The sequence below is a fragment of the Flavobacterium koreense genome (assembly GCF_054776075.1).
In genome coordinates, this window is record NZ_BAAHCF010000038.1 from 1 (window position 1) to 25607 (window position 25607).

At 32.0% G+C, this 25607-nt stretch carries 14 protein-coding genes and 1 rRNA gene; 3 read left to right on the plus strand and 12 right to left on the minus strand.

Features of this window, described 5'->3' with window-relative positions:
- From ACYU7A_RS13390 to ACYU7A_RS13415, 6 genes are all read right to left on the minus strand, one after another.
- Positions 1 to 1786: lamin tail domain-containing protein (locus ACYU7A_RS13390; protein WP_460577328.1), on the minus strand; the 1786-nt coding region annotated here is incomplete at its 3' end.
- 183 nt (positions 1787 to 1969) lie between these two features.
- Positions 1970 to 3112 carry a hypothetical protein gene (locus tag ACYU7A_RS13395; protein ID WP_460577330.1) on the minus strand — a complete coding sequence of 381 codons (1143 nt, stop codon included), beginning with the start codon at positions 3110 to 3112 and terminating at the stop codon, positions 1970 to 1972.
- Between the two features lie 186 nt (positions 3113 to 3298).
- The gene (locus ACYU7A_RS13400; RefSeq protein ID WP_460577332.1) at positions 3299 to 5164 is read right to left on the minus strand and encodes an OmpA family protein; all 1866 of its coding nucleotides are present in this window, start codon (positions 5162 to 5164) and stop codon (positions 3299 to 3301) included.
- A gap of 20 nt (positions 5165 to 5184) precedes the next feature.
- Complete coding sequence (locus ACYU7A_RS13405) at positions 5185 to 6105, minus strand: PorP/SprF family type IX secretion system membrane protein (protein WP_345092137.1); 921 nt, start codon at positions 6103 to 6105, stop codon at positions 5185 to 5187.
- A 40-nt stretch (positions 6106 to 6145) separates the two neighbouring features.
- Positions 6146 to 10912: a T9SS type B sorting domain-containing protein gene (locus ACYU7A_RS13410; protein ID WP_460577335.1), complete on the minus strand. Its 4767-nt coding sequence runs from the start codon at positions 10910 to 10912 to the stop codon at positions 6146 to 6148.
- 324 nt (positions 10913 to 11236) lie between these two features.
- Positions 11237 to 11818, minus strand: coding sequence for a MiaE family protein (locus ACYU7A_RS13415; protein WP_298307507.1), 582 nt, complete (start codon positions 11816 to 11818; stop codon positions 11237 to 11239).
- Between the two features lie 61 nt (positions 11819 to 11879).
- Here ACYU7A_RS13415 and ACYU7A_RS13420 point away from each other — a divergent pair, with 61 nt between their 5' ends.
- Positions 11880 to 13106, plus strand: coding sequence for a glycosyltransferase family 4 protein (locus tag ACYU7A_RS13420; protein ID WP_460577338.1), 1227 nt, complete (start codon positions 11880 to 11882; stop codon positions 13104 to 13106).
- Between the two features lie 190 nt (positions 13107 to 13296).
- Here the strand turns inward: ACYU7A_RS13420 and ACYU7A_RS13425 are convergent, their stop codons facing one another.
- The 5 genes from ACYU7A_RS13425 to porU all read right to left on the minus strand — a co-directional run bounded on the left by ACYU7A_RS13425 (position 13297) and on the right by porU (position 21721).
- Complete coding sequence (locus ACYU7A_RS13425) at positions 13297 to 14910, minus strand: dihydrolipoamide acetyltransferase family protein (protein WP_460577340.1); 1614 nt, start codon at positions 14908 to 14910, stop codon at positions 13297 to 13299.
- Positions 14911 to 14912: 2 nt separating this feature from the next.
- Entirely contained in the window at positions 14913 to 15911 is a 999-nt protein-coding gene (pdhA, locus tag ACYU7A_RS13430; RefSeq protein ID WP_298178646.1) for a pyruvate dehydrogenase (acetyl-transferring) E1 component subunit alpha, read from the minus strand.
- A gap of 173 nt (positions 15912 to 16084) precedes the next feature.
- Complete coding sequence (cdd, locus tag ACYU7A_RS13435; protein WP_298304267.1) at positions 16085 to 16567, minus strand: cytidine deaminase; 483 nt, start codon at positions 16565 to 16567, stop codon at positions 16085 to 16087.
- A gap of 71 nt (positions 16568 to 16638) precedes the next feature.
- Positions 16639 to 17856, minus strand: coding sequence for a type IX secretion system outer membrane channel protein PorV (gene porV / locus ACYU7A_RS13440; RefSeq protein WP_460577343.1), 1218 nt, complete (start codon positions 17854 to 17856; stop codon positions 16639 to 16641).
- Positions 17857 to 17893: 37 nt separating this feature from the next.
- The gene (gene porU, locus ACYU7A_RS13445; RefSeq protein ID WP_460577345.1) at positions 17894 to 21721 is read right to left on the minus strand and encodes a type IX secretion system sortase PorU; all 3828 of its coding nucleotides are present in this window, start codon (positions 21719 to 21721) and stop codon (positions 17894 to 17896) included.
- Positions 21722 to 21919: 198 nt separating this feature from the next.
- On the opposite strand from porU, the gene gldJ reads away from it, so the two are divergent.
- Entirely contained in the window at positions 21920 to 23656 is a 1737-nt protein-coding gene (gldJ, locus tag ACYU7A_RS13450) for a gliding motility lipoprotein GldJ (protein ID WP_460577347.1), read from the plus strand.
- A gap of 66 nt (positions 23657 to 23722) precedes the next feature.
- The gene (locus tag ACYU7A_RS13455; RefSeq protein WP_460577349.1) at positions 23723 to 25006 is read left to right on the plus strand and encodes a UDP-N-acetylmuramoyl-tripeptide--D-alanyl-D-alanine ligase; all 1284 of its coding nucleotides are present in this window, start codon (positions 23723 to 23725) and stop codon (positions 25004 to 25006) included.
- A gap of 294 nt (positions 25007 to 25300) precedes the next feature.
- Here the strand turns inward: ACYU7A_RS13455 and rrf are convergent.
- Positions 25301 to 25410 (minus strand): 5S ribosomal RNA (rrf, locus tag ACYU7A_RS13460).
- Positions 25411 to 25607: the final 197 nt, after the last annotated feature.

Sequence of the window (25607 nt, forward strand, 5' to 3'; positions counted from 1 at the left end):
TGTTTGAAGCATTGAATCCTGTGATTTGAAAACTTCCTGTGGCTGTCGTACATGTTGGCTGTGTTACCAAACCAACTGTTGGTTCGTTTGGTGTTGAACATCCGTAATAGTTGGTACATAGCGAAGTTAGAGAACATGCGGCACTTAAAACTACTGTTTCCACAACAACGTACTGTGTATTTGGTGTTAAACCATACCATTCAGGATTAAAACCTGAAGCAACTCCATTTGCATTAGTTACAGAAGGAGCAATAGTAGAAGCTACATTACAAGAAGTTACTAAAGGCCTAATAACGGCAGATCTAGTAATACAAAGTCCAGGAGAACTAGTAGCTTGTTGTGCAATACCAAGAAAACCAGAAGCATCTGAGACAACTAAATAATAATTAGTAAGTGTTGTGTTTGTTGCTTGTGGTGTCCAAGTATTACATGAACTTGCTGAAAAATTCAAATTAGCATAACTTGACACACCAACTATAGGACAAGTTGGAGTAGCACAAGCACCACAAGCATTATTTACAATCGTTGCACAAGAAAAAGATGTTGATGTAAAACAAGTTCCCAAGGCACCTGTTGGAGTAAGTGTAATAGTTACACTATCTCCAGAATTTAAGGAGTTAACACTGTAGGTTAATACATTTCCTATAGCGCCAACATTTATAGGTGTTGCAGTATTGACTTGATAAGAAATAGTATATCCGGTAGCGCCAGTTGCTGCAGTCCAATTAAAAATAACCGATGTAGTCGTTGAAGTTCCACAGCTTATAACGCTACTTGAAGAAGCTGTAACATTCACAACAATTGGCACTCTTACACTTTCACAACCACCAATTGTTTGACTAACATAATATGTTGTTGTTCCAACTGAAGTAGTTAAAGGAGTTGGTGCAGTTGTACTAGGAGTACCACCAGTTGCATTAGTTCCATACCAATTTAAAGTAGCTCCAGATAAGGCAGTCGCTGTTAGAGCAGAAGCTGCGGCATTTTGGCAATAATTAACTGGCGTTGTTACAATTGGGGCAGCTGGCAATGGTGGAGTAACGCAAGTACCTCCATTGCAATTACCGGTTGCAGAGCCCGAATTAATTGATGACGCTAAATTTTGAACCCAAGTAACTGAACCATCTTGTTGTCTACTTAAAGGACTGCCTGCGGAAGGATTTGCACCTCCATATCTTACAATAGTTGGATTTGAAGTGTTTAATTGAAAAGGTGTTTGTAAAGTAACAGCGGGACTTCCAGTCGGCAAACATAATGGACTTGTATTATAATCAGAAGCGTTTGAAGTAAGATTAGCGGCACTTGATGACCAATAAACACAGTCAATAGCAACACCAGCTGCATCATAAAGCGCACACCATCCATCAGTATTTGCGAGTACAAAATTCCCATTATACAAACAATAATCTGCTGCTGCTAAAGGAATATCAACATTTCCAAGTGCAGCTCCTGCAGGATTTGCCGAAGCTAAAACTATATGCCCTCCAACAGGTATAGTGGCAGCGGCAACATTTGGAATTCTAATTGTCCCACCAGTATTTATTGTTCCAATGGTTTGCTTCATAGCAATAAAATAACCAGAAACATTAATAGGCAAACAACCCTTATTATAAAGTTCTATATACTCTTGACTACTATTATAAATTAGTCCGTTCGGAGGTGTATTTACAGTTCCTGGAGGACGAACCATTAACTCATTAATAACAACCTGAGCATTTACTGAAAAAGTAAATGAAATGAGTAAAAAAAGTAGTAGATTTCTTTTTATAAAGCTTAAAAATGGCATTTGATGTAGAATTTGGATATATTTAATAAATCAAATATATTTTTTTTTAAAAAATACCATATAAATTAAAGGCAATAAAATATTTCAGTAAACAAATGTAAGAAAATGTAATTTTTAATTAATTGAATTTCAGATTTTTAAAAAACCATAAAGCAAATAGAACAATCTGATTAATTAATAATTTTATTCAGAAATATTGGAATAAAAACCTTCAAAATGTTCTAATAAATATTTATCTGCGTTTTTCTTATTATATAATTGTTGTGCTGTTTTTACATCAGTAGGAACAAAACAAATAAAATACTTTTTAAATATATCTTTAAATGACAATTTTGATTTTAAGAAAATCATATCGTTTATTCTTATATTTTTCTCATCTATTTTTAATTCAAAATGTCCACTTTCATTGAAAAACAACAACTCTTGGGTTAACTTAAAATCACTTTCTTTATTCCAATAATCTACCATTCTAAATTTTGCAATTGCCATATCTTGATGAGTTAGCATAACATTTTGCTTCTTAGCGTAAGAAAATAGCATCCAATATAATAAAGGCTGCAATAATTTAGAATTTTCACTTGTTTCGGTATACTCTTTTTGAAACTCATCAATAAATGTTAAAGTCAAATAAAATAGTTTTTTTTCTTGATTATATCCTATTTCAACTTTTAAAACCTCAGCTATCTCTTGAGAATTTGTATTCTTATCTTTTGTAATATTATTTTCCAAAGAAGGCTTATTAGTTAATGAAAAATACAAAACAGAATAGTAAGTAGCAATCAGAAAAACAAACTGCGATAGACAAATTATAAAAAAAGCTAAAAAGTAAGGATAAAAAAGACTCAATGCTCCTGGAAGCATTTTTGACAATGGCAATAATATTTGCGTTAATGAAAACATTGATATCACTATCGCAATATAGGTTAACATCCATTTCCCAAAACCTAACTCCTTATAGGAATGACTTAGCATATAACCTATTGACGCTATACATACTATGGAGAATATTGAATCTAATCCAACTATAATTAGCCTCGAAAGAAAATTAAAACTATCACCAATTTTGTCAGTTATTGTAAAAAAACAAATTACAAGGGAAAAAACAATAAAAACATTTATGACCCACTTTTCTTTTTTAACAAAATATAGAGTAAACCTATTTTTCTTTTTAATCGGAAAAAATGCCAAACTCAAAAAAAGAAAAAGATTATTCATAGAAGATAATATCCTGTCATTTATTATATAGGATAATGTAAACTCTTTTAAATCAAAAATTTTATATAAGGCAACAACCGACCATGAAAAAATAGCAAATATTACAAACAACAATCCTTGATTTATGTGTTTAAATTGTATATTTTGTCTACTTTTTTTCGAATGAGAATACCATAAAAGATATAAATAAGAAGCTATTGAAAAAGTAATTCCAAATAAACCAAGTAAATAAAACTGTTTAAATGTCATAAAAATGTTTATTATTATCTTTAAAAAACAAATATAGTTTTATTTTTATTACTTAACAATCAAAAATTCTGAACGTCTGTTTAATATATTTTGCTCTTCAGTACATAAATTACCACAATTAACTATTGGCTCTAATTCTCCCATTCCTTTTCCAGATATTCTGCTAGCATCTATGCCTTTAGAAATAATATATTGAACCGTAGATTTTGCTCTTCTATCTGATAATGACAAATTGTATTCATTACTACCTCTGTTATCAGTATGAGATTTAGCCATAATGACCATTTTATCATTATTTTTCATAACTTGAATCAACTTATCTAACTCAAAGGCGCCTTCTTGAGTGATGTTACTCTTGTCAAATTCAAAATAAATTGGTTTTAAAATAATCTCAGTTTCTGTTACAATAACATCTATTGGTTGCAACGGAGCATCCATTTTGGACGTTAGCCCTTTACTTTTAGTTACTGTAAAGATATTGCCTTCGAAACCATCTTTTGAAGCTTGTATCAAATAAACTTTATCACACTCTACTTTATAATTCACCTCGCCTTTTGCATTAGACACTTCAGTTGCAATTACATTTTTTTTCTCATCTAAAATAGAAACACTAGCATTAGTAAGAATTTCACTAGTTTTTGCATTAGTAACCACGATATTGATATCAACGCTACAAATCTGGTTTACTATATAGATATCATCATTTCCATTTCTATTACTTGACAAGAAACCAACTTTTTTACTTTCGTTAAATGTGAAAGCAAAATCATCCTTCTCTGTATTTATAGGTTTTCCTAGATTTGTAGTTTCTCCATTTGTCAAATCAATTTGGTAAACATCTAATCCTCCCAAACCTTGTCTTCCGCTTGATGCAAAAAACAAAGTTTTATTATCATCTGCAATAAAAGGAAAACTCTCATTTCCTTCAGTATTTACTTTGTTACCTAAGTTTTGGGGCTCACCAAAAGAACCATCTGCATTCACAACTGCTTTCCAAATATCAACTCCACCAATACTTCCTGGTCTGTTGGAAGAAAAGTATAATGTTTTGCCATCTCTACTTAGACTTGGATTACTAGTAGAATAGGTTTTGTCATTAAATGATAATGGCGTAATTTCTCCCCATACACCAGCATTTTTAACCGCTTTGAATAAATATATTTGACTTAATTTAGTGTTAGCCTTTTTGTCTTTTTCAGATATTTTTTCTTTGAAACTTTCACTTGCAAAATACATAGTATTTCCGTCATTACTTATTGTAACTGGACCATCATGCCATTTTGAATTCAATTCAGAAACAGCTGTAGGATTGATGATGGTTCCATCTTTATTAAAATCTGCTTTGTAAATATCTAAAAAAGGTTCATCGGTCCAACCATAGTTTTTACGCGCACCATTTCTAGCACTAGCAAAATACAAAATGTTGTCATAAAGTACTGCGCCAAAATCTGATTTATCACTGCTAATATCCGATGATTTCACATCATATGTTTTTGATTTTCCAAGTAATCTTGGAATATAATTAGGGTTTTCTTTGAAAGCTTTAGCACGATTATCATTTGGTGAAAGTGAAGCAAATTTTTGCATTTGTTTGTTTGCTTCTTCATATTTATTACTAGCTTTCAACATTTGAGCATAACGAAAATATGTCTCAGCATCTTGATTGGTCTCTATTGCTTTGGCATACCATTTAACCGCTTCAGTTGAATTAAACATGTTGTAATAAGTATCAGCTAATTGTTTGTAAACATAAACATCTGCTTTTCCGTTGTCAACTAACTTTAGATATTCTTTAGCAGCATCAAAATATTCAAATCTATTGAATAATTTATCAGCTGCTTTGGTTGCTGCATTTTGTGCAGACACATTAAAACTAATGGCTACAAAAGTAATGGCTATATATAGATTTTTCATTTTTTTGGTATCTTATAAGGTTAGAAATATCTTGGTGAACGTGATACTTTTTTAGAGAAATTCAAATCAAATAATATCATAAACTCATGAGAAGCTGGCGCTACTGCCCTTAAATCAGATACAATGTTATCATAGGCATATCCGATTCTTAAACTTGGTGTAATAGCAAAATTCACCATAGCTCCAAAAGAGTCTTCCAATCTATAAGTTGCTCCTAACTCTAACTTATCATAAAACATAAAGTTAGTTGAAACATCAAAAGATGTTGGTGCGTTAACTGATGATTTTATCATAGCAAAAGGTTTGAATTTTAAATTCGGATTCAAATCAAACACATATCCTCCAGTTAAAAAATAATGAATAACTTCGGTACCATATTGTCTTCCGTTAAAATCTAAATACTTTGATTTTAAAATATTTGGAACAGAAAAGGCAACGTAATATTTATTGGTATAATAAAAAACTCCAGAACCAATATTTAAAAAAGTACTACTTGGGTTTGCAGCATAAAACGGATCATTTATAGTAGGATTAGGCAGTGTTGGATAAATTCTTGCAAAATCGATTTTATGCAACGTAGTTCCAGCTTTTAAACCGAAAGCTAATTTATGTTCACCACCTAAACTTAAAGTATATGAGAAATCTCCATAAATATTATTTTCTTGAACAGGACCAACCTTATCTGAAATTACAGAAAGACCCAGACCAACATTTCTACCAACAGGACTATGAATAAAGAAGGTGCCTGTTGTTGGCACTCCTTCTATTCCAACCCATTGTGATCTATAAAGCAATCCTCCTGACAAACCTTCTTTTGAACCAGCATATGCCGGATTTACGACACTCATATTATACATGTATTGCGTGTAATTTGGATCTTGCTGCGCTTTTAACTCGTTTATTACTAAAGTCAATATAGCAATGAAATATAGTTTCTTCATTTTGTGTTTGTTTGATTTTGAATACAAATTATACAAAGGATTACTGTGCTCTATTGATATAAATCCAACCCGTTATGGCTTCTCCATTATTTCTGTCTATTACATAATAATAAGTACCATCTGGAAGTTCGTCTCCATTATCAGACTTTCCACCCCATTCGTTTGTATAATTACTTTTTGAATATACTTTCATACCATATCTATTGAAAATTTGTAAATATTTAACACCTAGATTTGACAATTCAAAAACATCATTAAATCCATCATCATTAACAGAAATCCCTTTTTGAATTGAACAAAAATCATTTACAACAACAAATTGAGCATTATTATTACAATTATCTGAGTTAGTTGCTACTGCAGTATAAGTACCTTCATTTGTTATCACAATTGAATTCCCTTGACCAATCATTACATTATTATAAAACCATTCAATTGAGTTAATATTTTGATTTTGTTGAACAATATTCAAAACATAATTTTCGCCATCACATCCACCAGATATTGTAAACTGAGGAATTGGATTAATTGTAACCGTTAAAGTTGCATTTAGTGAACATTGTCCACTATTTGGTGTGAAAGTATAAACTGTCTGTCCAAGTATTGCATAATCTATTGTAGATGGATTCCAAGTTCCGGAAATGGAATTGTTTGATAATGTTGGTAGCAATACTTGTGCTGAAACATTTCCTTGACAAGCTGTCAAACTTGTTCCAAAACCAAATGTTGGAGTTGTTTGTGGAGTTATAGTAACTACAAAAGTTGTAGTTGTTGCACATTGTCCAGCATCAGGTGTAAAAGTGTAAGTTCCATTATTTGTATTACTTACTGAACTAGGCGACCATGCTCCAGCAATCGAATTTCCTGATGTATTTGGCAATGTTGGAACTGCCCCACCTGAACAAATACTTAATGAAGTTCCAAAACTGAATGTTGGTGTTGTTTGTGGAGTTATCGTAACTGCAAAAGTTGTTGTAGTTGCACATTGTCCAGCATCAGGTGTAAAAGTGTAAGTTCCATTATTTGTATTACTTACTGAACTTGGCGACCAGGTTCCTGTTATTGAGTTTCCAGATGTATTTGGTAATGTTGGAACTACTCCACCTGAACAAATACTCAATGAAGTTCCAAAACTAAATATTGCCGTTGTTTGTGGAGTTATCGTAACTGCAAAAGTTGTGGTAGTTGCACATTGTCCAGCATCAGGTGTAAAAGTGTAAGTTCCATTATTTGTATTACTTACTGAACTTGGCGACCAGGTTCCTGTTATTGAGTTTCCTGATGTATTTGGCAATGTTGGCACAACACCACCTGAACAAATACTTAAAGACGTTCCAAAACTGAATGTTGGTGTTACATTTGGAATGTTATCAATCACCGTAACACAAAATTGCTGCGTACAATTAGTATCCAAATCGGTTACGACAACACAATAATTTCCTGCACATAAATTGATAGCTGTTGCCGAAGTTTGAGCTTGAGGATCGTTCCATAAATAACTATAATTCCCAGAACCTTGTGTAACACTAACTGTTGCACTTCCGTTGCATGTAGAAGTAGGTGGTGTATCACAAATTCCATTATTACAATTTATCAAATTAATACTTCCTGGAATGTCTCTTTGCCATGCTCCACCGTCAGGTATTCTACTAAATGTATTTCCTGTTGAACTTATTCCTTGTAATGTAGTTTGTCCAACATAATTGATTAACGTTGGATTCAATTGATAAATAGCTTTAGCAGACAATAATGACAAACTATTTGTATTACATAAACCAAGAGATGAAGGAATACAGGGCGCATCATCTAAATCATCATCTGTTGTTATTTTTGAGCTTTCATTCGCACCAACTGTCCAATAGATGGCATCTACTGGAGTTCCATTACCATCGTTGAGAGCAACCCAACCATCACCATTGGCTAATACAAATTGATTAATAGTACAATAGTTAGATGTCAAAGTGGTATTATAATCAATGTTTGTAGGATTTGAAGAAGCAGTAGAAGTTCCAATTACATAATGCGCTTTTGGAGCAAGAATAGTACCTGAAGGAATTAGTATTGTTCCTCCTCTTGAAAGTGTACTTCCAGGATTTGAATTTGGTCTTGCTGCTGTTGCAATGGTATAACAAGATAAATCTACTGGAGAACATGTTGGATTGTAAAGCTCAATGTATTCTGTACCATTAGCAACTAATCCTTGAGCCGTTAATGGAAAATGCATTACTTCATTTATAACTACTTTTGTCCCTGTTGGCGTACAACCTGACGAACTTGCATTACAAATCGTATTTGGATTTGAATTTATTCCTCCTGTAATTTCTGGATTAACAACAACTGTAATATTTGTAGTAGTTGCGCATTGTCCAACATCAGGAGTAAAAGTATAGGTTGTGGTTGTTGTATTGTTTATAGCTGGCGTCCAATTCCCTGTAATCCCATTATTTGAAGTAGAAGGTAAAACAGTTGCAGGAATAGTTTCACCAAAACAAAATGGGTTCGGAGTGCTAAAAACCGGAGTAATTATTGGATTTTGTAATGAGATACTTGAAGGTAAGGTCGTATTACAACTATTGATTACAAAACTAAAATTAGAATAAGTACCAATACCTAAATTTGGAATGATAATTTGTCCGCTAGCATTAGAAGTTAAGTTATTTGGTCCAATCGGTGATGAATTAAAATTATAGCTTAGTGCATATACTTCATTTGCTGTTAAACCTGAAATTGTAATACTTCCATTAGTACCATTACAAGTTGTTGGATTAGAACTGCTTATTGTTGGCTCTGCAATTATGCTAAAATTAGCTTTATAATTAGTACCTCCGTTATTCAAAATAATAGTATCATCACATTGAGAGGTAGAATTAAAATCTCCGGTTACATCATAGTATACTTCTAGGATATAATCTCCAGGCGGAACGTTGGTTAAATTAATTGGAGCATCACATCCAGGTTGGGATACACATTGCCATTTTTGCTGTCCTAGAGCACAAGGACCACCTCCAATAATAAACTCACTTATACCAGTATTGCAATCACTAAAAAAAGATAAATTTCTTGAAGTAAATGCACCTCCAGTTCCTGAATTTAAATAATAACGATAATACATTTTGGCACCACATACATTAGTGGTTAGATTTTTATAAGTTTTTACTTCTGAACCTCTCAAAATTAAAGTTGAAGAGTTTTGAATATGTACTCCAAAATCTTTTATAAAAGTATTACCAGGCTCTTGATTAATTAAATCAACTCCATCTCCAGTAGTATTGTAAAATTTACCATTTCCTACATCTGTACAATCATCCATCCATATTGCAGTGGCATATGCTCCAAAATCACAATTATTAACAGTTATGTTTAGCGTAGTTGTTGATGCACATTGACCAGCATCTGGCGTAAAGGTATATGTTGTAGTTGTTGTGTTGTTTAAAGCAGGACTCCACGTTCCTTGAATTCCATTATTTGATGTTGTTGGAAGTGGATTTAAAGTTGAACCAACACAAACAGGACTTGGAGTGTTAAAAGTAGGAACTACAGAAGAATTTACAACCACATCTATTGATTTAGTGTCTGTACAACCATTATTGTCAGTAATAGCAACTACATAAGTACCAGATGCCAAAGATGTGACATTGTTCAATGTTGGATTTTGACTACTACTAGTAAAACCATTAGGCCCTGTCCAAGACCAACTTGTGCCATCATTACATGTTAAATTCAATGTTCCGTTGGCACAGACTGGGGAATTACTAGCTAATGTGGCATTAAGTACACAATTAGAACAATCTAATGAAGCACCAACTGTTTCTATATAAAAAGGAGAAACTGATGCTCCTGAGCCATCAACTATGAAATAATAAAAATTTCCAATTGTTAATCCACTTAAATTAAGTTGATTATTTTTTGTAGAACCATTTGTATATTGAGGCGAAGAATAGGTATCATTGCTACTTAATGCAGGACAACCTCCATTTAGAATAGTATTATCTGTTGGTGTACAAGGATTGTTATCAGCACCTGCATTAATTGCTAAAATCTGTAAATTACCAGTAATAGCAGATATGGTTATTCCTACAGAAGACTGCGCAGCTCTGAACTTAAACCAAGCAGAATTATTTTGGGCAGCATTCCAACTACAAGAAGCAGTGTTTGGATTGTACATATCTCCTGGTTGATTGGTGAAACCATTATTAGATGCAACTATAATCTCAGCTGAACCTAAACAATAAGGAGTAGAACAATTATCATAACTATTAAGTGTTGTATAATCTTGAACAGTGAATGGTGACTTGAATACTAAATCTACTCTGTTAAATCGTCCACCAGTTGCTGTTGATGTTTCTGTTATAGTTACTGTCCAAACACCGTTTGGATCAATACCATTGAATCCTGTGAAATTATCTTGGGAACGATAGTAACCAATACTAAATGGTTCAGCGGTTCCACCATGCTCAAAAAGTCTTCTTAAATAAGTATTGTATCTAAACTTCGTATTAATTTGTTTAACAAAAGAATTTGGCAAACCACCAGTTGAAACCAAATCTATACTAGTAGTTCCTTTAGTTAAAGTTATTCTGTAGGTATTGTAATTTCTTGTATTACCATCATCGCCCATGTGAAGGTTTACTTGTACTAACTCAAAAATATTTGCATTTAAGTTTGGAAGACCAGAAACCGTTATAGTTTTTGTTAATGAACCATTCCAAGAACCTGCGGCACTGACAGTAGAATTTGAAAAAACTTGAGAAAAACTACAATAATAACTTATCAAAAGAATTAATGTGAAATAAATATTTTTTTTCATACTTAACCTATTTTATTTAAAAGATTGGCTAAAATAGTAAAGAATATTCATTACAATTCATTACAAAATAAGATTAAATATTATTATCATACATATTTTCAAATGATTTTATTTATTTCTTTTTGATAAGATATTGATTACTTATCTAATATATATAACTATATTTCAGTCTTAAAAAAGACATAATGAGATCATGGAATAAGTAAAGTACTTTATATTTATAGTTAAAATTATTAAAGTTGAATAACGAATCAATATAGTTTATAAAAAAAACTCCTTAGACAACTAAGGAGTTTTTTTATATTATTTTATGATGGCATTTGATTAACCGTGAACCGTTTCTGATTTTCCGTAATTGGTGATTAGTTCTCCTTCAAATTCTAGCCATTCTGCCCATCGTTTGTCAACATCAACTTTTTCTGTGTATTTTCTGGCGAATTTTAGAAAAGTTGTATAATGACCTGCTTCACTTATCATTAATTCTCTGTAGAATTCTGCTAGTTTTTTATCTTCAATATTTTGAGATAATACTTTAAATCTTTCACAACTTCTGGCTTCAATCATTGCAGAAAATAATAATCTGTCTATAAAAGAATCATTTCTACTTCCATCTTTTTTCATGAATTTGAAAAGTTCGTTTACATAGTGGTCTTTTCTTTCTCTACCTAATTTTAATCCACGCTCCTTAATTATGTTGTGAACCATTTGGAAGTGTTCTAATTCTTCTTTGGCTATTTCCAACAAATCAGTAACTAATTCTTCATGTTCTGAATTATAGGTTATGATTGTAATAATATTTGTAGCTGCCTTTTGCTCGCACCAAGCGTGATCTGTTAGAATTTCTTCAATGTTTGATTCAACTATTGTAACCCATCTTGGGTCGGTTTTTAATTTTAGACCTAACATTTTTGTATAATTTTAATTTGTTGTAAAATTAAATCTTTTCTTTGTAATTGTATTTGATATTATGCTAAAATCTAAAACTTTATTAATAATTGGCTTTGTTTGGCCTGAACCAAAATCTTCTGCGGCAGGAAGTAGAATGATGCAATTAATACAACTATTTCAAACAAATGGTTACGAAATTACATTTGCAAGTACAGCTCAGAATTTAGAATTTTCAGAAGACGTTTCAGTTATAGGAGTTACTGCAAAAACTATTGAATTAAACTCTTCAAGTTTTGATGTCTTTGTAAAAGAGTTGAATCCAAATATCGTTTTGTTTGATCGATTTATGGTGGAAGAACAATTTGGTTGGCGTGTTTCAGAAAGTTGTCCAAATGCTTTGAAAATACTAAATACAGAGGATTTACATTCTATCCGACAAGCAAGACAGCTAGCAGTTAAAGAAAATCGTGAATTTACTTCGGAAGATTTGTTTTCGGATGTTGCTAAGAGGGAAATTGCGAGTATTTTACGTTGTGATTTGTCCTTGATGGTATCGGAATTTGAAATGGAATTACTTCAAAAGCAGTTTACTATTTCAAAGGAATTGATTTATTATTTACCAATTTTTGCTGAAAAATTAAATGATGTTCCAACATTTAATGAACGTAATGATTTTGTTTTTATTGGAAACTTTTTGCACGAACCAAATTGGGATTGTGTTAAATATTTGTCAGATACAATTTGGCCATTATTGCATAATAAATTACCCGAAGCAAAAATGTTGATTTATGGTGCTTATCCATCACAGAAAGTTTTAGAATTAAATAAGCCTAAACAAAATTTCTATATTAAAGGAAGAGCAGATGATGCTTTAGAAGTTATAAAAAACGCTAAAGTTGTTTTAGCACCGATTCGTTTTGGCGCCGGAATTAAAGGTAAATTACTTGAAGCGATGCAATGCGGAACTCCAAGCGTGACTTCATCAATTGGTGCTGAAGCTATGGCTGAAACTTTAGAATGGAATGGTTTTATAAAAGATAATCCGAATGAATTTGTTGAAGCGGTTGTGAAACTTTATAACGATGAAAAGTTATGGCAACAATGTCAGGAAAATGGATTTGAGATTTTAGACAAACGCTATAAAAAATCACTTTTTGAAAAGATTTTTATTACTGAAATTAATTCGCTTTTAGATAATTTGAAACAACATCGAAATAACAATTTCTTTGGTTCTATTTTGCAACATCATTTAGTTTCTAGCACTAAATATATGAGCAAGTGGATTGAGGAAAAGAATAAGAAATAATAGAGTTTATTTATTCTGTTTTCTATTCAATACATTAGCTAATTAGCCCTGATTGCAGTGGCATCTCGTCTTTAAGGACGAGATAGAACGGAAAGCAGGAATATGGAAACCTAAAATGCCCGAACCATTCGCTCCTAAATAAAAAATCCCGCTCATTTCTGAACGGGATTCTTGTTTTATATAGTTTCGATTAAGCTAACATCGTCACTGGATTTTCGATAAACAGTTTTAAAGTTTGTAAAAATTGAGCTCCTGTTGCTCCGTCGATTGTTCTGTGATCGCATGCTAATGATAGCATCATGGTGTTTCCAACTACGATTTGTCCGTTTTTAACAACTGGTTTTTCGATTATGGCACCAACTGAAAGAATTGCTGAATTTGGTTGGTTTATGATTGAATTGAATTCAACTATACCAAACATTCCAAGGTTTGAAACTGTAAATGTACTTCCTTCCATTTCGTTTGGAAGTAATTTTTTGGTTTTAGCTCTTCCTGCTAAATCTCTTACACTTCCTCCGATTTGAGATAAACTCATTGCATCAGTAAAACGTAAAACAGGAACTACTAATCCGTCTTCAACAGCAACTGCAACACCGATATTCACGTGGTGATTGATGGTAATTGCATCTTCTTTCCATTGTGAGTTGATTTTTGGATGTTTTTTTAATGCCATTGCGCACGCTTTGATAACCATATCGTTGAACGATACTTTGGTATCTGGTACAGCATTAATCATTGCTCTTGATTTCATTGCTTCATCCATGCTTACTTCAATGGTTAAATTGTAGTGAGGCGCAGTGAATAATGATTCAGCCAAACGTTTAGCAATGATTTTACGCATTTGCGAATTCTTGATTTCTTCAGTAACAACTTCACCTGCAGGAACAAATGGTTTTGCTGCTGGTGTTGCTTGTGTATCTGACTGAGAAGTAGTTTGCGCTGTAGCAACTGGAGCCGAAGCTGTAAAGTTTTCTACATCACTTTTAACGATTCTTCCGTTTTCACCAGAACCTTTTACTTGAGAAAGACTGATTCCTTTATCTTTAGCTATTTGTTTTGCTAATGGAGAAGCAAAAATTCTTCCGTTATCTGAAGTTGTTGTTTCTTGAGTTGGTTGAGATGTTGCAACTGGAGCAGCAGTTTCAGTTTTTGCAACTACTGGTGCTTCACCACCTTTTGAATAGTTTTCTGCTATTCCTGTAATATCAGTTCCTGCTGGTCCGATGATTGCTAAAACGCTATCTACTGGAGCAGATCCTCCTTCTTGAATTCCAATGTATAATAAAGTTCCTGCGTTGAAAGATTCGAATTCCATCGTTGCTTTATCAGTTTCGATTTCAGCAAGCATGTCACCTTCTTTTACTGTATCTCCAACTTTTTTCAACCAAGTTGCTACAGTTCCTGTTGTCATCGTGTCACTTAAACGTGGCATTGTTATAACTTTTACACCTGCAGGAATTGCTACAGTTGTTTGAGGAGCAGAAGCCGCAGGAGTTTCAATAGCTGGAGTAGCTTCGGCTTTTGGAGCTGGAGTCCCACCAGATAATAAAGCAGAAATATCTTCGCCTTCTTTTCCAATGATGGCTAATAATGAATCAACTGGAGCAGTTTGACCAGCCTCAATTCCGATGTGCAATAGAACTCCAGAATTGAAAGATTCAAATTCCATTGTAGCTTTATCAGTTTCGATTTCGGCTAAAATATCGCCTTCTTTTATTGTGTCACCTACTTTTTTAAGCCATGTTGCAACAGTTCCTTCTGTCATAGTATCGCTCAAACGAGGCATGTTTATTACTGTTGCCATAATTATAGTCTATGAGGAATGAAAGGATAATTTTCTTGTTCGTACACTACATCGTAAAGTTGTTGTACTTCTGGGAATGGAGACTCTTCTGCAAATTTTTCGCATTCGTCAACTAAGTCTTTTACTCGTTGATCCATTGCTTCAATTTCAGCATCCGTTGCATATTTTTTCTCCTTTATGATGTCAAGAACTTGAGTAATTGGGTCAATTTTTTTATATTCTTCAACCTCTTCTTTTGTTCTGTATAATTGAGCATCCGACATAGAGTGACCTCTATAACGGTATGTTTTCATTTCTAAAAATGTAGGTCCGTCACCACGACGAGCTCTGTCAATTGCTTCTTGCATAGCTTCAGCAACTTTCACAGGATTCATTCCGTCAACTGGTCCGCATGGCATTTCATAACCTAAACCAAGTTTCCAAATATCTGTGTGATTTGCCGTTCTTTCAACAGAAGTTCCCATTGCATATCCATTGTTTTCACAAATGAAAACTACTGGAAGTTTCCAATTCATAGCCATGTTAAAAGCTTCGTGAAGGGAACCTTGACGTGCAGCACCATCACCAAAATAGGTTAAAGTTACACCACCTGTTTCAAAATATTTATCAGCAAAAGCCATTCCTGCTCCAACTGGAATTTGTGCACCCACAATACCGTGACCACCATAAAAACCATGTTCTTTAGAGAAAATGTGCATAGAACCACCCATTCCTTTTGATGTTCCAGTTACTTTTCCGTAAAGTTCTGCCATTACTTTTTTAGGATCAACACCCATTGCGATTGGCTGAACGTGATTACGATAAGCTGTAATCATTTTGTCTTTAGATAAGTCCATTGCGTGAATTGCTCCAGCAAGAACTGCTTCTTGACCATTATATAAATGTAAAAATCCTCTAACTTTTTGTTGAATATATACAGCGGCTAATTTGTCTTCAAATTTTCTCCAAAACTGCATTTCTTCGTACCATTGAAGGTAAGTTTCCTTTGTAATTGGTTTCATTTTTTAATGAATTACGTTGATTAAATGTATTGTAATCGTATCACAAATTGCGAATTATCAAATTTGCGAATTGCAAAAGTAAGATATTGATAGTAGAAGTAAAAATAATTCAGAATTAAAATAGCATTTTTTAATAACTGTTTATTCTTAAATATCAACTATATCGTTATAGCTTACAAGGATGTTTTGTCAAACGAAAGCGGCAATAAATTATTTATAGAATTTGACTTATAAACTTCTCCAGATTCGCCCATAAAATAGATTTCAATTGGAGTGTCTTGTTTAAATTCATATTCAGCAATGGATTGTCGACATGCGCCACATGGTGGAATTGGTGATAAAGTAGGATTAGTATCCGACGCTGCAGTAATTGCTAATTTTACGATTTTAGCATTTGGATAAATAGCTCCAGCCTGAAAAATTGCTACACGTTCAGCACATAAACCCGATGGATAAGCTGCGTTTTCTTGATTGGAACCTAAAACTATTTTACCATTATCTAACAATATTGCTGCTCCAACTCTAAATTTAGAATATGGTGCATATGCATTTTTACGTGTTTCAATGGCTTGATTCATTAATGTTTGAATCTCGCTTGGTAATTCATTGATTCCGTTAAAAACCGAAATTGTGGTGTTAATGTTTATTTCTTTCATTATATATAGAGGAAAAAAAATCCAAACTTCAAAAAAATGAAATTTGGATTTGTATTAATTTTTATATCATATTATAGATCATCGTATTTATCACCAAAATTGAATGTAAGTGAAAAACGTAATGTGTTTTCTAATGGGTTTTTAACTTTTGAAGCAGAAAATAAATAAGAAACATCTACCTTAACTACATTGTATTTGAATCCAGCACCAAGTGAAAAGAATTTTCTAGCACCTTTTAAAGGACTTTCATTAAAATAACCTAATCTCATGGCAAATGAATCTTGATAAGAATATTCAGCACCAGCTGAATAAGTAAATTCTTTTAATTCTTCTGAGAAACCACCTGGAGCATCATTAAATGATTTAAACATTCCCGAAACCCAGTTGATTTTTTTATAATTATCATTATTTTCTGATCTTTCATCAGGAGTGATATCTCCATCACCATTCAAATCTGGATCTTGAGGAGTTGGAACTAAAAGTTTAGCAAATTCTACACTTACTCCTACTTTATTGTATTCGTCTAATATAAAATCAAAACCTCCTCCTAAACGCATATTGGCAGGCAAAAAGTTAGATGATATATCATTTTTAGTATTATCATAACTAATTTTTGGACCCATATTTTGCAAGTTGAATCCTAAACGGTATCTTCCATTAAATTCATTGAAAGCAATTTCTTCAGATTGATAGAAACCTGCTACGTCAACTGCAAATGAACTTCCAGGGACTGCGTCAGTATTTACATCTGCAATTTTTAAATTTGATCTTATGTATCGACCTCCAACTGCCATACTGAAATGTTCGCTAAGTTTCAATGAATAGGAACCATCAAGTGCTAATTCATTTGGTTTAACCACATTGGCAGGATCATCAAAATTTTGTCTTAATTCGATTTCACCTAAACTAAAAAAACGTAAACTTCCTGCAAAGGCACTTTTTTCATTAATTCTATTGTAATAATTAACTTGTCCTAATGAAATATCATTCACTAAAGCCGTTAAATAAGGTGTATAACTTACTGCGAAACCTTGTTTATCTAATGCAAAAGCATATTTTGCTGGATTCCATTGCTGAGAATAAGCATCTGCAGAAGTAGCAACACCTTGATCTGCCATACCAGCAGCTCTTGCATCTGCAGCAACTAATAAAAATGGTACACCTGTAGTTATTACTCTGTCTTGTGCGTTTATGTTTTGAGTTGAAAAAACAAACAAGACTATTAATATTAAATTATTAATCAAGCTTTTAAAGTTATTTTTCGCGTTCTTTTGAATTTCCGATTTCATTTTTATAATATTATTATTTAACAAATATAGCATTTTCTTAAAGTATAACAAGTTTTTCTATTTTTTCTGACTTATTGTTTGAAACTGTTGAACGAACTGTCAATTTATAAATATAAACTCCTTTACCGATTTTATCCCCAAAATCATCCTTCCCATCCCACGAAACTTCTCTTGATAAGAATCCTTCAGTAGTAACTGTTTGATTAATTGTTTTTACCACTTTTCCGGTAATTGTCATAATTTGAACTTGTACTTCTAAAGGCTCAAAAGGTTTGTTATGATTGAACCAAAATTGAGTGTAATTAACGAATGGATTTGGATAATTTAACACATTTGTTAAAGTAATATCACCACTATCGGCAACTATAAACTGTATTTCTGCTGAAATGAAATTATTGTAAACATCCCAAGCTTTAAAAACAATTGTATGCAATCCTTTTGATAAATTCCTGAAAGGAAATCTTATTTTACCTTTGGTATAATCGTTCAGTTCCGTTTCATAATAATCGTTTAAGATGTATGGTTTGGTTTCATCACCATCTAAAATCGCTACAATATCATGACCAATTCCACTAGCTGTATTGATTCCGTGCTCGTCTTCTACAAAAGCCAAAAAGAAAGGCGATTCATTTGTTATTCCACCATTCACAAAACTTTCATCATTCATATACAAACGAACTCTTGGTGGAGTATTATCTGCAACTGCATTTGTATTTATTCCTCCAACTTTTATATCTATATTATAACCTGTTTTATCTAGAAGCACTTGATCTCTTTTCGCGTAAAAACTCACTCTACCATTTCCAAGTGGAATTTTAATATCTCTTGGAACAACAAATCCAAACTCAAATTTACCATTATTTACAGAAGCATTTCCTCTAAAAATAGTTTCGCCAAGATTAACAAAACTCATTACAGGACTATATCCATCATTATTAAAAGTTGACTTATTGTAATTTTTATCAAAAACATTTACCGCTAGTTCACCATTATAAGAAGATAGTAAATTTCCATTATCGTCTTGAACTTCACCTGATAATTTTACATAACTCAACGCTTTTAAATCATCAATAGGTTGGGTAATTGAAACATCATTTACTTTGGTCAAAACAACCTTTGGCTTAGGAATAGAAAGCATTAATGCAGGATCACCAAGATATGCTACAACTCTGGTTGAAGAATTATTATTACTTGAACCTTTAGCAAGTCGCAATGCCTCTGCAATTGAAACATATTGATTAGACCCATATGAAAACAGTTTCTCAGCCAAAATATCATTAAATATTTCAGCATTGTATTGTCCAATTGACCTGATTGTAGTAATCATAGATATAGCACCTCCTTTTGGATTCCAATAAGTATACTCTCCAGCAGTTGGTCGATAGGGATTATCAAATCTCGAAAACTCACAAGTGATTGTAATAAATAAAGGATATCGATAACGATTATTAAAATCGTAACCATCAAATTTATCCCAGATTCTTTCACCTGTCAAGCCGTCTTCACCTCCATGTCCAAGGAAATTAAAAACTAAAGCTCCTTTTTCGAAGGCATTAGTAATTTCTTCATTTGCTTGCGGATATCGTTCTCCTCCAGCAGAAGTTTGCTGTTGATAAGAATCCAATAGAATTTTCTTGAAATTTATAAATTGCTTTTGAGCATAAATAACATCTGTTAAGTTATTTTGCTTTATTTGCAATGAAGCATCTGGATCTTTATCAGAATCATCCGAAATTGCGACATAGTTATTTCTCCAACTACCATAAGATTTTATATCATGATACTCAATAACCTTATTTACCATTTCTTCTGCTTGTTGAACCGATGAAACTAACATTCTTCCAACGGCAATATCAGCACCAAAAGAATAAAAAGGATCACCTTCATTTGTATCCATTAACGCAAAAAAGTCATCCGAAGCAAAAGACAATTCTCCAGAATAATAACTATTTGTCGCATGATAAATTGGTACTACGTTTGTATTATTTGGAATTCTATCTTTAAAATCAAATGAAGCATCACCAAACAAATTCAAATACTTAACCCTTTGACTTGGTGAAGAAGCATTATGATATACATACTTTACAAAATTCCTGATAGCTCCAATATCTTGTTTACCACCACCAAATTCTTGATAAATATTATCAAGATTTACTACTTTGACATTCAAATTAGAATAACTTCTATGAAAGTTGGCTAATTTTTCTGCTTGTGCATTTATTGATCTTGGTGTAATGATAAGGTAATCTATGTCTTCAAAATTTCCTTGAGCATTATTAAATATTGTCCCTTTTAAATCTTGATTTGTAACCGATGTATTACTTTCTTTAAGTGGAGTATATAAATCTGATTCGTCAATAGCAATATATTTTTTTTCAATTCCTAAATTAGATTTGAAAGAAAAACTACTTTGATTTGGATTTTTAACAGAAGTAACATTATAAATATCGGTAATATCCCATATTTGAGAAATTCCAGTTGCATTTGATAACTGATATTGTGCAACACCAGTTTGCAGCGGCGCATCATTATATGTAAATCTAAATTGTTTACCAAAGCCCGTTAAATTACTTTTACATGAAATACTTATATAATCTAAGTAACCTTTAGAAGTTGGAACACCATTATTATTATAGGTAAGCTTAACATTAAAATTTGTTGCTCCAGGCACATTAGAAACTATTGATCCGTGAGAAGCTTCAGTTCCAGAATTTAAATCAACTTCTGGCAAATTTATTGTTCCAATATTTAGCGCATTTACAGCTATTGAAAATGAGGTATCAACGAAAGAATTTCCTCCAGTATGAACAGTTACTTTTGCTGGAGAACTTGTAACAATATTTGGAAAGTTAAAATCGAATGTTTGTTCGTCATCTATATTGAAGTTTTCACCAAACCAAACCCTACCTAACCTACCAATATTAGTCAAATCAACCTCATGAAATTGATAATCATCAAACGCAGTCAAATTTAAAGTGGACCCAGCCGAAGGTTCTGACATTAAACTTATCCTTTTTCCATCTGCTCCAATAACATTTACGTAATAATAAGATCTTTCGGAATATAAATTTAAATGTGTTTCATTTTCTTGACTCCAATTATCAACTCCTTCTGCATAAAACAAAATATAATCATCATTATCAAAAGAACCATCTTGTTCTCCAATAACTTGAATAGCATTTTCCTCTAAGTCATCTGGATAATATTGAGCATTTGACAAAGGAAGCATTCGCCCACCATTTCCATAAATCTTAATTTTAGTTGGATTTACAGAATTCATATCAAATCCTAAACTAGAAAGAAACGATTTAGATAATTTATAAACACCCGATTTTTCAACATAAAAACGATTCCATTTTCCAGAAGATAAAACTGAATTTGAAATACTAAATTGATTTTGAAGAGAATTAGTTTTATTAGAAACAGAAGAAATATTGTATGTAAAAGTAAGTGATTTTACCTTTTTATAACCAATGCCATCTTTAATAATTGGATAAAATTGCAAGACAACATATTTTTTATCTCGAGCAATAACATTTTTCAATGATGCTGAAATAGAATTTTTAATATTTTCTTTTTTTAAATCTCCTAATTGACTCTCTAGAATTGCTTCATAGACAATATCAGAAATCATCAAAGAATTTTCATCAATTAAATCACTAACTTCTACTTTACTTGTGAAAACAATTTCTTTCTTTGCAAAATCAAAATTATAGCTATCTGTTTTAAAAACAGGAACATTAACTTTATATTCGCCGAACGAATAGTTAGTTTTATCAATCCAATCGATAGTTATATTTTTACTTTGCTGTGCAAAAACCAAAACACCGCTAAATAGAAATAAATAAAAATAAATCTTTTTCATAGTACATAGTAACGCAATTATTTTTCAAATATTACTGAATGTAAAAATAAAATTAATATTTGACATACAATAATAAACACAAGTTAACGTTAATAAATAGTTCAAGAAAAAATAATTTTTACTATTATTAAAAAAGATGTTGCAATTTCAAGGTTAATTCTTATATTGCGCCTCGAAAATTTATTACCTACTAAGAGTATGAAAGTAAACAAATTTATGGCAATCAGGTTGTTACTTGTACTAGCATTAATGGCTAGTGTATCAAGTTGTAGCAAAAAATCGAATTCTAAAGGTGGATCAAAAGCTACTGGATGGAAAATTAACGACAAAAAAGGTGGATTTCAGTATGCTTCTAAATTTAAAAAGCAAGCAACTGGACCAGGATTAGTGTTAGTTGAAGGTGGAACTTTTACAATGGGTAAAGTTCAAGATGATCCAATGCATGATTGGAACAACACACCAAATCAACAACACGTTCAGTCTTTTTATATGGATGAAACTGAAGTAACCAACTTGATGTACATGGAATATCTTGATTGGTTAAAAAGAGTATTTCCTCCTGAAGAAGACAATTATAAAAATATCTATGAAGGTGCTTCACCTGATACTTTAGTGTGGAGAAATAGATTAGGTTACAACGAAACCATGACAAATAACTATTTAAGACATCCAGCATATGCTGAATATCCTGTAGTTGGTGTAAATTGGATTCAAGCAACTGAATTTGCTAAGTGGAGAACAAATAGAGTAAATGAATCTATATTAGAACAACAAAGATTTTTGAAAAAAGATTCAAAAGTTGTTGATGTAAAAGCAGATGCAACATTTGATACAGAAACTTATCTTGCTGCTCCTACCAAAACTTATGGTGGAAATCAAGAAATTGTTTTACAAAAAGGACAAAAAGGTGGTGCTAAAAACAATGGCGCTGCTGGTGCTGGTGGAGGAACTGCTAATGCAAATGGAAATAGTGGTGCTAAAAATGTTTACGCACAAAGAACTTCAGGTTTAATTTTACCAGAGTACAGACTACCAACTGAAGCAGAGTGGGAATATGCAGCTGCTGCAGACGTAGGACAAAGAGAGTACAATATCTATAAAGGTCAAAAGAAATATCCTTGGTCTGGAAGTTATACACGTTCTGGAAAAAGACAAATAAAAGGTGACCAATTAGCAAACTTCAAACAAGGAAAAGGAGATTATGGCGGTATAGCTGGATGGTCTGATGATGGTGCAGATATTACAAATAAAGTTAAATCATATCCTCCTAACGATTTTGGTCTTTATGATATGGCGGGTAACGTTTCTGAATGGGTTGCTGACGTTTACAGACCAATAATTGATGATGAAGCAAATGATTTCAACTACTTTAGAGGTAACGTTTACACTAAAAATAAAATCGGTGAAGACGGAAAAGTTGAATTAGTTACTCAAGAAACTCAAAAATTTGATACTTTACCAAATGGTAGAGTTATGGCAAGAAACTTTATTGGGCAAATTGCTCAAGTACCTGTTGATGAAAAAGAAACTTATTTAAGACAAAACTTTGACAAAAGCGACCACAGAAATTATAGAGATGGTGATAAACAATCTACTAGATATTTTGATTTTGGTTCATCAGAAGAAGGCGATGGCAAGTTAAAAGACGAACAAAGAATGTATGATTCTCCAAAACACAATGTATCTACAGACAGTATTGGAAACATGATTCGTAAATTTGATAAGTCAAGTAAAAGAACAACTTTAGTGAATGATGATGTTAGAGTATATAAAGGTGGTTCTTGGAGAGATAGAGCATATTGGTTGGATCCAGCACAAAGAAGATACTTCCCTCAAGATATGGCTACTGACTATATTGGATTTAGATGTGCTATGTCTAGAGTAGGACCAAAATCTGATTCAAAAAAATCAGCTAGAAACAAAAAGAAAAGATAATACATTTATACATTAAACAAAAAAGCCCTTTAATTAGGGCTTTTTGTTTTCAATTCATTTCTTAATATGGACATAAAAGATATCCACAAGCTTTTTTTACTATCAAATGATATTGTAATAGACACAAGAAAAGTAAAACAAAAATCATTTTTTGTTGCTATAAAAGGTGAAAAATATGATGCTAATACATTTGCAAAAGAAGCAATAGAAAAAGGTGCTATATACGCTATAATTGACAATCCGGATTATTACATCGATCATAGAACTATTATTGTACAAAATAGTTTAATTACTTTACAAGAATTAGCAAAATATCACAGAAACTATCTAAAACTACCCATAATAGCTTTAACCGGTAGCAATGGAAAAACTACAACTAAAGAACTAATACAAGCTGTACTATCAAAAAAATATAAAACCAAAGCTACATTAGGAAATTTAAACAATCACATAGGAGTTCCTTTAACAATTTTATCTTTCAATAGTGAAACTGAAATTGGAATTGTTGAAATGGGTGCTAATCATCAAAAAGAGATTCAATTTTTATGTGAAATTACAAATCCAGATTTTGGATATATTACAAATTTTGGAAAAGCACATTTAGAGGGATTTGGAGGTGTTGAAGGAGTAATAAAAGGCAAAAGCGAAATGTATGACTATATTAGACTTAATGATAAAAAAGTTTTTGTAAATATTGATGATAAAATACAAGAAGAAAAAACTAGAGGAATAAATAGAATAACATTTAGCACTGAAAAGGACAATGCAAATGTTTTTATAAAAAGCATTACTGCAAATCCGTTTGTCAACATTCATTTCAATAATTCAGTCATACAATCACATTTAATTGGACTTTATAATGCAAATAATATAAATGCATCTATAACAATTGGGCATTATTTTGGGGTTTCTGATGAAGATATAAAGAGCTCTATAGAAAGTTATATTCCCGACAACAATCGTTCTCAATTACTCTCAAAAAACACAAATGAAATCATTTTAGACGCCTATAATGCAAATCCTAGTAGCATGTTAGTAGCATTAGAAAATTTTATACAACTAGAAAAAAACAATAAAATAATTATTATTGGTGATATGTTTGAATTAGGTAATGAAAGTATAGAAGAACACGAATCAATTGTCAGCTATTTAAAAAAAGAAGATCAAATAACTTGTTATTTTATTGGAAAAGATTTTTATTTAAACAAAAACAGTAAAAACAATCTCTTCTTTTATAAAGACTTTGAATCATTTGTTCTCTTTCTTAATGAAAATCATTTTTCAAACAAAACTATTTTAATAAAAGGTTCACGCGGGATGGCTTTAGAAAGAGTACTAGAATATATTTAATAAAACCATAATTATTCCAACTTCATTATTTTACAAAACACATATAGTTACTTTAGATAAAAAACTTAACTGTTTTTTAAATAACATTTAGTGTAATTTATATGGCGTGCCCCAAGGGTCGTGCTATTCGCTATATCTTTTCTTTTTTTAAGAAAAAAAGAAAAGGATGCCGCTTCTATCACTCACGCAATTTAGCATTATCCAGAATATGTGATTTCATAACAACTCTATAACTTTTCAAAAACTTTATAAAACAAAAAACCTCTATCAAATAAATGATAGAGGTTTTAAAAAAGAAGGCGGCGACATACTCTCCCACAGTTATGCAGTACCATCTGCGCAATCGGGCTTAACTTCTCTGTTCGGAATGGGAAGAGGTGAGCCCCGACGCAATAACCACCTTAAGAGGTTTTGCAAGGGTGTTGTAGTTGATACAACAACAAGTGCATAATATCTTAACATATTGAGATAAAGAAAATTTAAAAGAAAGTTCCCTCCTGTCTAGTTATAAATAACTAGACAGGATTCGTTTGCACATAAACTTACGGGTTATTAGTACTACTCGACTATGACATTACTGCCTTTACATCTATAGCCTATC